At 69.6% G+C, this 11958-nt stretch carries 11 protein-coding genes and 2 tRNA genes; 4 read left to right on the forward strand and 9 right to left on the reverse strand.

The features are described from left to right. Window positions 1-133 precede the first annotated feature (133 nt). Window positions 134-1396 (reverse strand): L,D-transpeptidase, encoded by a 1263-nt coding sequence (locus tag MED15_RS16730; protein WP_112582177.1) that lies wholly within the window; start codon window positions 1394-1396, stop codon window positions 134-136. A gap of 187 nt (window positions 1397-1583) precedes the next feature. Here MED15_RS16730 and MED15_RS16735 point away from each other — a divergent pair. Then, window positions 1584-1659 (forward strand) — tRNA-Lys (locus MED15_RS16735). 108 nt (window positions 1660-1767) lie between these two features. Here the strand turns inward: MED15_RS16735 and MED15_RS16740 are convergent. Further along, entirely contained in the window at window positions 1768-2238 is a 471-nt protein-coding gene (locus tag MED15_RS16740; RefSeq protein WP_112725614.1) for a TspO/MBR family protein, read from the reverse strand. Window positions 2239-2347: 109 nt separating this feature from the next. On the opposite strand from MED15_RS16740, the gene MED15_RS16745 reads away from it, so the two are divergent. Then, window positions 2348-2656 (forward strand): hypothetical protein, encoded by a 309-nt coding sequence (locus MED15_RS16745; protein ID WP_112605750.1) that lies wholly within the window; start codon window positions 2348-2350, stop codon window positions 2654-2656. Then, window positions 2656-5316 carry a DUF4132 domain-containing protein gene (locus MED15_RS16750; protein WP_112736124.1) on the forward strand — a complete coding sequence of 887 codons (2661 nt, stop codon included), beginning with the start codon at window positions 2656-2658 and terminating at the stop codon, window positions 5314-5316. The genes MED15_RS16745 and MED15_RS16750 overlap by 1 nt, the downstream gene beginning before the upstream one ends. Window positions 5317-5318: 2 nt before the next feature. Here the strand turns inward: MED15_RS16750 and MED15_RS16755 are convergent, their stop codons facing one another. Then, window positions 5319-6983, reverse strand: coding sequence for a Na+/H+ antiporter (locus MED15_RS16755; RefSeq protein WP_112736126.1), 1665 nt, complete (start codon window positions 6981-6983; stop codon window positions 5319-5321). Window positions 6984-7216: 233 nt separating this feature from the next. Between MED15_RS16755 and MED15_RS16760 the strand changes: the two genes are divergently transcribed. After that, window positions 7217-7292, forward strand: a tRNA-Lys gene (locus tag MED15_RS16760). A gap of 7 nt (window positions 7293-7299) precedes the next feature. Here the strand turns inward: MED15_RS16760 and MED15_RS16765 are convergent. The 6 genes from MED15_RS16765 to MED15_RS16790 all read right to left on the reverse strand — a co-directional run bounded on the left by MED15_RS16765 (window position 7300) and on the right by MED15_RS16790 (window position 11872). Next, on the reverse strand, window positions 7300-8550 hold the full coding sequence (locus MED15_RS16765; protein WP_244220478.1) for an MFS transporter: 1251 nt from the start codon (window positions 8548-8550) through the stop codon (window positions 7300-7302). A 127-nt stretch (window positions 8551-8677) separates the two neighbouring features. Next, on the reverse strand, window positions 8678-9022 hold the full coding sequence (locus MED15_RS16770) for a YnfA family protein (protein WP_112582170.1): 345 nt from the start codon (window positions 9020-9022) through the stop codon (window positions 8678-8680). A gap of 34 nt (window positions 9023-9056) precedes the next feature. Further along, window positions 9057-9506: a MerR family transcriptional regulator gene (locus MED15_RS16775; RefSeq protein WP_112582168.1), complete on the reverse strand. Its 450-nt coding sequence runs from the start codon at window positions 9504-9506 to the stop codon at window positions 9057-9059. Then, the gene (locus tag MED15_RS16780) at window positions 9503-9835 is read right to left on the reverse strand and encodes a hypothetical protein (protein ID WP_112736130.1); all 333 of its coding nucleotides are present in this window, start codon (window positions 9833-9835) and stop codon (window positions 9503-9505) included. The genes MED15_RS16775 and MED15_RS16780 overlap by 4 nt, the downstream gene beginning before the upstream one ends. 85 nt (window positions 9836-9920) lie before the next feature. Continuing rightward, a complete protein-coding gene (locus MED15_RS16785; RefSeq protein WP_112582165.1) occupies window positions 9921-10373 on the reverse strand; it encodes a MerR family transcriptional regulator in 453 nt (150 codons plus the stop codon). Next, window positions 10373-11872, reverse strand: coding sequence for a SulP family inorganic anion transporter (locus tag MED15_RS16790; protein WP_112736132.1), 1500 nt, complete (start codon window positions 11870-11872; stop codon window positions 10373-10375). The genes MED15_RS16785 and MED15_RS16790 overlap by 1 nt, the downstream gene beginning before the upstream one ends. Between the last annotated feature and the right edge of the window lie 86 nt (window positions 11873-11958).

Raw genomic sequence — 11958 nt, forward strand, 5'->3', positions numbered from 1 at the left:
ATTCGGCGTTTCGTGAGCCTGGTTCGTCTCCGTGCCCGGAGTGCGGGGGCCGCCGCGCTGTCATCGAGCGGCGGGAGTGCAAGGGTACGCCGGCCCGGCCAACGGCCGAGCCGGCGCAACGAGGGCCGACGGCTCAGACCGCCGGACCGGCCCCACCACCGGGCACCGGCAACGCGCTGCCCTTGATGAACTCCGACCAGCTCACGCTCCACGCCGTCCAACCGTTACCGGCGGCGATCCTGCGCTCGGTGCCCTTGATCGTGATCGGGTCACCGATCCGGGTCTTGTCGAACAACCACCTGGCGTTCGCCATCGACACGTTCACGCAGCCGTGCGAGACGTTCTGCCGTCCCTGCACGTGCTCCGACCACGGCGCGGCGTGGATGTACTCGCCACCCCAGGTGAGCCGCTGGGCGAACTGGATGTCGGTCACGTAGCGATTGGCCGGATCCGGGTCGTCGCGGGTGTCGAAGACAGTGGCTTCCTTCTTCTCCATCACCACCATCGTGCCGCTCGACGACGGTGTGCTCTTCTTGCCCAGGCTCACCGGGATGGTGCGCACCGGCGCGCCGTTCTCGTACACAGTCATCTTCTTGTTGGCGTTGTCGACCTTCATCTCGAACGACCGGCCGATCTTTGCGGTGGCCTTGCGGTCGACGTCGCCGTACCTGCCGTTGCTCAGCGGCACCCCCGCCAGGGCGATCCGCACGGTGATGGTGGTGCCCGGCTTCCAGTACTCCGGGGCCCGGTAGTAGGCCTGCGTGCCATTGCTGACCCAGTGCCACGCGCCCGGCTGCGGCGGGTCGGTCCGGACGAACATCCGCTTCTGCACCGCCGCCCGGTCCTTCTTCGGGATACCCGGGTGGAACTCGGTGACCACCGGCATGGCCACCCCGTAACTCTTGTCGTCGAAGAGGTACAGGCCGGAACCGATTGTCGACTTCGGCTTGGCCATCGTGGTGAAGCTGCTGGTGCCCTGGCTGCTCGTGCCGTCCGACGCGCTCGCCGTCACCGTGGCCGTGTAGCGGGTGCCCCACTTCAGCGGAGCGGACGGCACCCAGGCCGAGCCGTCGGTACGCAGCTTGCCCTCGACCGAGCCACCGCCGTCCGCCGTCAGGGTGACCGCGGACACCTTCCCGCCGCCCGGGAGTTTCGCGCTGATCTCCGTGCTCACCGGTCGGTTCTTCGTGCCGTTGGCCGGGCTCAGCGTGAGCGGCGGCCCGCTCGGTGTGCTCGGCGTCGAAGGTGCGGCTGAGCCAGGGGTGGCACTCACGTCCGAGGACGCCCCGCCAACGAATTCCGGCTTCTTCTTGTCGCCGCCGCATCCGGTCAGTGCCAGCGACGCCGCCAGAGTCAGGGCGCCCACCACCGCCCCGGCTCGCGTGAACCGTGCCATGCCCACCTCTGTTCTCGCGTACCTGGCGGACATCGTGCCGCATCACCGCCCCAACCCACGCCCCGATCTTGGCGGCGGTGGCCGGTTTGGGGCTTTTTGCCGGCAAAGCTCGACCGAAGGGGGGACCCGGGTAACCGAATTGGAGCGCGCCTTCCGGGGGTGCTAATGTTCTCTCCGTTGCCGACGAGCGCCGCTAGCTCAACTGGCAGAGCAGCGGACTCTTAATCCGCGGGTTCGGGGTTCGAGTCCCTGGCGGCGCACCAACGATCAAGGTCCTGACCTGGTGATTCACACCGGGTCGGGGCCTTTTTTGTGTCTTCGGTACGTCCGGTAACTGGCGGACACACGCGGTACGAGGATGATCTTCCGGATCAACGGTTGGTGTTGAGGCGGACGATGGTGCCGTTGAGGGCTGTCGCGAAGAGCGTCCACGCGGCGTACGGGGCCAGTGCGACCGCCGCGACGCGGTCGGTCCGTGCGGCTCGGCGGAGCAGCACGAGGTTGGAGGCGTTGAGCGCGGCGATTTCGGCCAGCGCGATGGTGGGTCGGTGGGCCTTGAAGAACAGCGCGCTCCAACCGAAGTTGAGGGCCAGGTTGAGCCCGTAGGCGCGGGTGAACGCGGCGCGGTCGGTTCCGCTGGTGCGGTCCAGCACGCGGGCGCCGGCCACCGCGATCAGGGCGTACAGCGGCGTCCATGCCAGCGGGAACGCCACGGGCGGGGGTTGCCAGGTCGGCTTGCGTAGCCGTTGGTACCAGCGTGAGGAGGCGTCGGTGACCGTCGCCCCGGCGGCGGCTGTCACGGTGACCGCTGCCGCGGTCCTGGCCAGGGTTGGTAGTCGCATGCGGTTCAGCTACCCGGCCTGCGACGGATCAATCGCGTCCCGTTCACCGGCCGGCGGGCGGTGCAACGAGAGCGGAACGCTGTCGGGGTGCTCGGTTAGCCTCGGCGCCATGCCGATGATCACAATCGCCGATGAAGTGACCGGAGCGCCGAGCGGTCCTGAGTGGACCATGGACATCTTCGAGGAAGAGGTACGCCTCGGCGAGTTGATTCGGCGGCGGGTCTTTCTGGAGGTCGCGGAGTCCGGCGGGCACGTCGATCCGGAGGAGCGGACCCGGGCGACGCTCGAGGCGTTCGGCCGCAACGGCTTCGTGGTGCTGGTCGACGACCGGCAGGTGACGGCCCTGGACGACAAGGTCCACCTGCACGCGGGGTCCCGGATCACGTTCCTCAAGCTCGTCCCGCTGGTGGGTGGCTGATGGACACGTACGACCCGGAGCAGGCGCTGCGTGACGTGATCACCACGGTCAGGGGGTGGTGCGAGCGGGGCGGTGACGCCCTCAACGAGATCGACGGGCGGGACTTCGTCAATCGGGTGAGCATGGTGTGCGGCTGGGCACCGGACGGCACCGGGCCGGCGCTGCTCGCGGCGCTCAACGACCCGGCCGGACCGTACGAGCTGGCGTCCCCGCAGATCGAACTGCTGCCGGACGCCACACAGCGGGCCGAGGAACTCGCCGCCGCCGTCGCGGCGCTGAATGGTGATGGGGCGGATGACGACCGGCGGGCCGCCGCGGCGATGACAGTGATCGACAATCTGCCGCGGTTACCCCACAGCCGGAACACCTTGTGGGACGTCGCCCGCGGCGAGGTCTGGGAGCGGGCGAAGCAGCTCCTGGCCGTCCAGCCGGTGCAGGCGCGGCAGTTGGTGTTCGACGCATTGGCGGTGCCGGGGCAGGACAGCGACGGGCGCAACGGGCTGATCCGCGCTCTGTGCTCGGCCGGCGGGTTGACTGGATCCGGCTGGCTGGAGCGGCTGGGCGGTCAGGCGTGGCTGGGATTCGGACGGTGGAGCGCGTCGCTTGTGAGCTTCACCCGGGAGTCGCTACAAGCCGAGCACCTCGCCGGGCGTTCGCACCCGGCGGCGCTGGCGACCTGGCGGCGGACGCGGATCGAGCGCGTCCACTCGGACATGGGCGACGAGGGCGAGGCGATGTGGCCGACCGTCAACATCGGCGAGCAGTGGGCTGACCGGGCCGTCGCGGACATCGAGGCGATGCCGCAGGAGCGCCGATCCAGGTGGCAGGCGTTGCTTGCCCACTGCCTGCTCGGTGCGGACAAGGCGCGGCCGACGGCCGCCTGGCAGAAGAGCGCCCGGGTTCTGCTCGACGCGGTCGGCGTCGACGAGTTCACCGATCGGCTCGACGACTGGCTTCCGCTGGTGGGTCTGCCGCGCAGTCTGCCGCTGCGGATGACCACCTGCTGCCCCGGTCACATCGAAGATTTCCCGCCGCGGCTGGCCGACCGCCACAACGTCGGGGTGCTGTGGGGCCTGCTCTGGACGCGAGCGATGTGCCCGCCGTCGGAGGAGACCCTGCGCAGCCTCGGCCACATCGCGGAACGGGCCGCCCGCAAGGTTCCCGGCCACGGTCCGTCGAGCCCGAAGCTGGCGAACGTCGCGGTCGCGGTGCTCGTCGACACCGATCACCCCGCCGCCCTCGCGCAACTGGCGCGGCTGGCGTCGCGGCTGACCTACAAGAGCACGCTTCGCATTGTCGAGAAGGGCCTGACCAAGCACGCCGAGGCGCTCGGCATCGGTCGAGAGGACGTCGAGGAGATGGCGCTGCCCGGTTTCGGGCTGCCGCTCGCGGACAAGCTGGGTGACAGCTCGTACGAGGTCGAGGTGCGCGGCGTCGACGCCGTCGTGGTGTGGCGCAACTCCGACGGCAAGGTGGTCAAGGCGCCTCCGGCGCAGGTGCGCAAGGACCACGGCGAGGAGTTGAAGGAGCTGAAGGCCACAGTCGCGGATGTCGGTGCCACGCTGATCGGGACCCGCGACCGCCTGGAAGGGCTGCTGCGGCGCAACCGTACGTGGACCGTCGAGCAGTGGCGGGAGCGGTTCCTGGACCACCCGTTGGCCCGGACCCTGACCCGACGGCTGATCTGGACCGTCGACGGCGTCGCCTGCTGCTGGGGCGGCGACGCCCTGCGGACCGTGGACGACACGGTGTTCGAGCCCGCCGGCGACGCCATGGTGAGGCTGTGGCACCCGGTCGACGATCCGACCACGGTCCTGGCCTGGCGGAACTTCCTGGCCCGGCACACGATCACCCAGCCGTTCAAGCAGGCGCACCGCGAGCAGTACCTGCTGACCGACGCGGAACGGGCCACGGGCACATACTCCAACCGGTTCGCCGCGCACATCGTGCGCCAGCACCGTCTCATCGCGCTGCTGTCCCGGCGCGGCTGGTCGCACGTTCGACACCGCAACGACGGCGCGAGCTACCAGGACCCCTGGCTGGCCCTTCCGGACTGGGAGCTGCGCGCCGTGCTGCACATCGCCGGGATCGAGGATCAGGGCGACGACCTGATGTTCGACACGATGGGGACCGACCAACTGGTGTTCGTCCGGGGGGAACGTACGCCGGTGCCGCTGGAGGAGGTTCCGGCGGTCGTGCTGAGTGAGGTGATGCGCGACGTCGACCTGTTCGTTGCCGCGGCCGGGGTGGGCAACGACCCGAACTGGTACGACGGTGGTCCCCAGGGCCGGTACCGCGACTACTGGTCGCAGAGCAGCTTCGGCGACCTCACCCCGACCGCTAAGACTCGCCGGGAGGTGCTGGCCGAGCTGATTCCCCGACTGGCGATCGCCAACCGGTGCACGTTCACCGACCGGTTCCTCGAAGTACGGGGTGACCTGCACACGTACCGCATCCACTGCGGCTCGGGCAACATCCTGATCGCCCCGGAGGATCGGTACCTGTGCATCATCCCCGACTCGGCGAAGGCGAAGGGACCGGAGATGTTCCTGCCCTTCGAGGGCGACAGCCGGCTCGGCGAGATCATCAGCAAGGCGTTGCTGTTGGCCGCCGACAAGAAGATCAAGGATCCGGTGATCCTGCACCAGTTGGCACGTTGACGTCAGCTGGAAGCCCGCCTCGGCAGTAGCAGCTCCTCGTGATCGAGTTCACGTTCCAGGACGCGGAGTTCCTCGTCCGGCAGTCGGCCGGAGTCGCGCCAGCGCACGAGCTCCTCGCGCTGCGCGTCGATGGCTGTCCGCCGGACACGAAGAGCCGCCTCGTACTCCGGTGAGGTGGGCAGCTCGGATGAGCCGCTCTGCTCCAGAAGGTCCAGCCGCCCGCGGTAGCGCGCCAGTCGGGCCAGCAGTTGCGTACGGGTGGTGTTGACGGCCACCGCGCTGTCCGGCTCCACGGCGGCAACCTCGTCGAGGCGGGCCAGGGCGGCCTCGACCGCCGCCGAGCGGGCCTCGTTGCGTACGCGGGCCTGGTCGGTTTCGTTGGCGCGCAGGCCCAGCATCCGCACGAGCGGCGCGAACGTCAGGCCCTGCCCGACGAGTGTCACCAGGACGACCACGAAGGTGCAGAACAGCAGGAGGTCACGGTCGGGAAAGGGTGCGCCGCTGTTGGTGGTCAACGGCAGGGTGAAGATCGCGGCCAGACTGATCACGCCACGGGTGCCGGACCAGCTCAGTGCCACCACTTCACGGGAGGTGAGCCGGCGGGCGTTGCGGTCAGCGCGCTCGATCCGCCGGGCGCTCCCGGGTTCGTCGGGGGCGTCCTGCTCGGAGATGCCGCCCAGCCGGGTGTGCAGCGACCGGGGGAGGGACTGGGTCATAACCAGCCACGCGGGGCGCAGCAGGAGCACCACGCCGACCGATACCGCGACAGCGATGACGATGGTCGACCTGTCGTACTGACGTAGGCCCTTGACGACTTCGGGAAGCTGCTGGCCGATGAGCAGGAAGACGAAGCCTTCGAGGAGGAAGTCGACCAACCGCCACACCGCGCTGGTCTGCAACCGGGCGGCCCCCGAGGTGAGCTGCGGCGTCTTGTGACCAACGATCAGCCCGGCGATAACCACGGCGAGCACCCCGGAGACGTGCAGTTCCTCGCCCAACAGGTAGGCCACGAACGGTGTCGCGAGCGAGATGGCATTCGACAACAGTGGGTCCGCGGTGAACGGTCGGGCCAGACGTACCAGCCAGGCCACGGCCGCTCCCACGGCGACCCCGCCGACCGCCGCCAGCACGAACTGGGCAACAGCGGACGGAAACGAGAACTCACCACCCACCGCGGCGGCCACCGCGACGCTGAGCATCGTCAGCGCGGTGGCGTCGTTGAGCAGCCCCTCGCCCTGAATGATCGTGACCATCTTCGGTGGCAGGTTCACTCGGCGGCCCACCGCCAGGGCGGCCACCGGGTCGGGCGGCGCGATGGCGGCGCCGACCGCGATCCCGGCAGCGAGCGTCGCCCCGGCGACGAACAGGTGGAACCCGATGCCGACCAGCACCCCGGTGAGGAGCACCAGCAGCACGGACAAGCTGACCACGATGCGCAGGTTCCGGCGGATGTCCAACAGTGAGGAGTCCAGTGCGGCGCTGTAAAGCAACGGCGGCAGCACGATCATGAGCACAAGGTCGGGATCAAGGCCGATGTTGGGGCCGGGGAGCAGCGCGTACACGATGCCGATGAGCGGCAGAAGCGCCGCGGCCGGCAGACCGGTGCGGGCCGCCACCCACCGCACGACGACGATGACCGCGACAGCGGCGAGCACGAACAACAACATCGAATGGGTGCTCACCTGGCTACTTCCCCCTGGAGCGGCGCGAGGTTCTTCGGATCCACTGCGGGCTCGCGGCCGAGCCGGCCGTTCGGCGCTGGTCAGCGCAGCAGGCAGCAGTAACGAGCGTACCCGCTTGATCAACCGGACCTGGCCGGCTGCCGGACCCGGCCGTCGTGCCCAGCACCGGCGACAGCATCTCCCGGCACCGTGCTAACGTCTCGTCCCGTTGCCGACGAGCGCCGCTAGCTCAACTGGCAGAGCAGCGGACTCTTAATCCGCGGGTTCGGGGTTCGAGTCCCTGGCGGCGCACCAGCGATATTCAGGGGGCATGGCCAATCGGCCGCGCCCCCTGAATTGCGTTCTCCGGCGGGGCAACGCGGATCACGAGTGGACCACGACGTCCCAGCGCCCACACGATGAGCGCGAAGCAGCAGAGCGCCGTTCCCGCGATGGTGACCGCTGTCCAGCCGCCCGCGGACCAGAGCGCGGTCGCGGCGGCGGAGCCGATGGCGGCGCCGACGAAGTTGCCGGTGGCCAGCGCGGTGTTGAGCCGGCTCCGGGCCTCGTGAGAGAGGGCGAACAGTCGCGCCCGGTTCAGCAGGGCCTGCGTCTGGAGGGCGACGTCGAGCATGACGATCACGATGATGAGGAGGACGACGGACCGTACGGCGAACGCCGCGACGACGAAGGCTGTGAGGGCCAGTATCCAGGCCGCGCCGGTGGCCGGAAGCGACCAGCCGCGGTCGTGCAGCCGTCCGCCGCGTAGGCCGGACAGGACACCGGCGAGTCCGGCCAACCCGAACAACCCGATCACCGCCACCGGGTACCGGAACGGCGGGCTGCTGAGGAGGAACGTCAGCGCCGTCCAGAACAGCGAGAACGCGGCGAATCCGGTGGCGCCGAGGACCAGCGTCCATCGGGCCGCCCGCTCGCGCACGACCACCGCGCCGACCGAGGCGATGAGCTGCGCGTAGGGCATGCGTGTCCGTGGTGCCAGCGGTGGAATCGCGCGGTGGAGCACGATCGCGAGCAGGACGGCGAGGACCGCGGCGAGGGCGAAGATCGTCCGCCACCCGGCGGCGTCGGCGACGAGGCCGCTGATCGTGCGGGAGGCCAGGATGCCGGTGAGGGTCCCGGATCCGACGACGCCGACGATCCGACCGCGCTGGGCGTCGCCGGCAAGGTCTGCGGCGAGCGGAGTGAGGATCTGCCCGGAAATCGTCGTCACGCCGAGCACGCCGAGTGCGAGCAGGAGTACGCCGATCGACGGCGCCAGCGCGCACAGCAGCAGTGCGGCGGCCGAGGTCAGCAGCATGATCGGGACGAACCGGCGGCGGTCCAGGACGTCACCGAGCGGTACGAGCAGCAGCACACCGACGGCGTACCCGAGCTGCGTCGCGGTGACCAGCCAGCCGGCCGTCGCGGTCGTGACGCGTAGATCGCCTGCGATAAAGCCGAGCAGTGGCTGGGCCCAGTACAGATTGCCGACGGCCACTCCCGCGGCCAACGCGAAAAGGAACGTCAGCCGGCGGCCCATCCCTGACGGCGGTGCCATGCGGGGTGCTGCCACCCTGCCACGCTACGACCTGGGGCAAAGCCTGTGCCGTGGCGAGGGCTGAGCGTGCAGGACCGCTCTGATGCCCAGGTTCCCGGGTCGAATTGCCAGGGGACTTCGGGCCCGCTGGTCTTCGTGGCGATCAGGAGCCGCCTGCCGAACGCGGCGCGTACATGATCAAGGCGACGCCGATCAGGCAGATGCCGGCGCCGATGACGTCCCACCGGTCGGGCCGGAACTTGTCGACGATCACGCCCCAGGCGAGGGATCCGGCCACGAACACGCCGCCGTAGGCGGCGAGGATGCGCCCGAAGTTCGGGTCGGGCTGGAAGGTGGCGACGAATCCGTACGCGCCGAGGGCGATGACTCCGGCGGCGATCCACCACAGGCCGCGGTGCTCGCGCCAGCCCTGCCAGATCAGCCACGCCCCGCCGATCTCGAACAGGGCGGCGACGACGAACAGCAGGATCGAGCGGACGACGGTCATGCGTGGACCGTACCGATGTGCCCGCAGCCCCCGATCATGCCGGTGACCTGGCCGAACAGGCACCTCCTGGAGCGATGGTGGCGAAGGGGATGGGGCAGCACGGCTGGCCGGCGCACTCGACGAGGTCGTCGCAGCCGGCCTCCACCGCAGCGCGCAGTGTGCCGGCGATGACCTGCAAGTCAGCGATCTTCGCCTCGACCTCGGCGAGCTTTGCCTGGGCGCGGACCCGTAGGCCGGCGTCGGGGTGGCGACCGTGCCGGTGCTGGCCCGCGTCGAGGAGTTCGGCGACCTCGTCGAGGGTGAACCCGAGCCGCTGGGCCGCTTTGATCACCCTCAGCACTGTGACCGCTTCGGCTGGGTAGAGGCGGTGCCCGCCCAGACTTCGGTCTGGTTCGGCGAGCAGTCCGCGGCGTTCGTAGTAGCGCAGCGTCTGCGCGTTCACCCCGGCTGCGGCGGCGACCTGGCCGCTGCGTAATCCGCTCATGCCGTCATCCCGGCGGCGGCTCGCAGCGCGAGCGTGTCGAGGACGTCGACGTGCGCGGCCGGCACCCGCACGTCGAGGCGCAGCGTGCCGGTGTCGGCGGCGAGGGTGAACGAGAAGAACGAGCAGCAGCAGCTTTCCCGGCCGATGAGGTCACGGGCGGTCGCCTCGGCGGTCGGGCCGAGACGCCACAGCAGTTCGGTGGGGGACAGCCGCTGCTGCGCCAGCAGGGCGGTGGCGAACAGGTCGTCGAATTCGGCGAGCCGCAGCGGCCGTTGTCCGCTTGGCAAGGTGCACGACTCGGGCACCCACGCCTGGGAGTCAGTGGTCATACCGACGACGGTAAGCGTGTACCTGGGTACCGGATGCAAGCCTGACGCTCGGCAAGCTTGCCAACCGGTCGCCACGGCCCAAGGTTCAGACAGGTGGGCGTTCATGGTGGTCGATTTCGGCGCGGAGCGTGTCGGCGAAACCTTCGGCCGTGGCGAGTTGGTCGCGCAGGGCGGTGACGCGGGTGGTGGCGGCGGTGTGGAACATGGCGAGCCGGTCGAGCAGGGCGGCGCGGTCGGCGCCGGTGGTGGTGTCGAGGGCGTCCAGGACGGTGAGGAGGTCCCGCATCTCGTCGAGGGTGAAGCCGAGGGGTTTCATGCGTTTGACGACGGCGAGGCGGTCGAGGTCGGGTTCGGTGTAGAGGCGGAAGCCGCCCTCGCTGCGGGCGGAGGGGACGATCAGGCCGGCTTCCTCGTAGTGGCGGATGGTGCGGATGCTCAGCCCGACCCGTTCGGCGGCCTCGCCGATCTGCATGAGGCGGCCGGTGGCCGAGCCGGAGACGTGCTGCTCCGGCTCGGTTTCCCGGCTGGTGGTGGCCATCAGTGGCCGACGCCGAGCTGACCGGCGAGGGTGTCGTGGATGCGGGCGCTGGGCTTGTTCAGTTCGATGATCTCGACGGTCTTGCCGCGGGTGGCGTACTTCTGCGTGATGGCGTCGAGGGCGGCGACGGATGAGGCGTCCCAGACGTGGGCGTGGGTCATGTCGATGACCACTGTCTCGGGGTCGTTCGCGTAGTCGAACTGGCCCACCAGGTCGTTGCTGGAGGCGAAGAACAGCTCGCCGCGCACCGAGTAGATCCGTGTGGTGCCGTCCGGGTCCAGGACGCTGGTGACCTCGACCAGGTGGGCCACCCGCCGCGCGAAGATCACCATGGCGGTGAGGACGCCGACCACGACGCCGATGGCGAGGTTGTGGGTGGCCAGGGTGGTGGCGACGGTCGCGACCATGACGATCGTCTCGCCGTACGGCATCCGCTTGAGCGTGGCCGGGGCGACGGAGTGCCAGTCGAACGTCGACACCGCCACGATGATCATCACGGCGACCAGGGCAGCCATCGGAATCACCGCCACGACGTCGCCGAGCGCGACGACCAGGACCAGCAGGAACACGCCGGCCAGGAACGTCGACAGCCGGGTACGGGCGCCGGACGCCTTCACGTTGATCATCGTCTGGCCGATCATGGCGCAGCCACCCATGCCGCCGAAGAAGCCGGTGACGATGTTGGCCACGCCCTGACCCCAGGACTCGCGCGTCTTGCTGGAGGGGGTGTCGGTGATGTCGTCGACGAGCTTGGCCGTCATCAGCGACTCCATCAGCCCGACCAGCGCGATCCCCAGGGCGTAGGGGGCGACAAGGGTGAGGGTGTTCATGGTCCAGGGGATCTGCGGCAGGCCTAGGGTGGGCAGGCTGTCCGGCAGGGCTCCCTCGTCGCCGACGGTCGGCACCGCCACGCTGGCGAAGACGGTGACCAGGGTCAGGACCACGATGGCGACCAGTGGCGCCGGGATGGCGCGGGTGAGCCGGGGGAGCCCCACCATGATCGCCAGGGCGACGGCGACGAGCGGGTAGACCAGCCACGGCACGCCGAGCAGGTGCGGGACCTGGGCGGCGAAGATGAGGATGGCCAGGGCGTTGACGAAACCCACCATGACGCTGCGCGGGATGAACCGCATCAGCTTCGCCACGCCGAGCACGGCGAGCAGGATCTGGATCGCGCCGCCGAGGATTACCGCCGCGATCAGGTAGTCCAGCCCGTGTTCCTTCGCCAGCGGCCCGACGACGAGGGCGATGGCCCCGGTCGCGGCGGAGATCATCGCCGGACGTCCTCCGCAGATCGCGATGGTGACTGCCATCGTGAACGAGGCGAACAGTCCCACGCGGGGGTCGACACCGGCGAGGATCGAGAACGAGATCGCCTCCGGGATCAACGCCAGGGCGACGACCAGACCGGCGAGGACCTCGGTGCGGAACACCTTCGGCGACAACCAGGACGGACGGGACAGACGCGGCCGGTTGACCGCGGACAGCACAGGAGACATACAGCCATTTCCACTCGGACGTCCCGTGGACGCACACAACTCGGGCAGCTACTCGCCGATCAGCGACAGCCGTTTGAGCGGCTTCA

It is taken from the genome of Micromonospora noduli (genome assembly GCF_003264475.1).
Lineage (GTDB): Bacteria > Actinomycetota > Actinomycetes > Mycobacteriales > Micromonosporaceae > Micromonospora > Micromonospora noduli.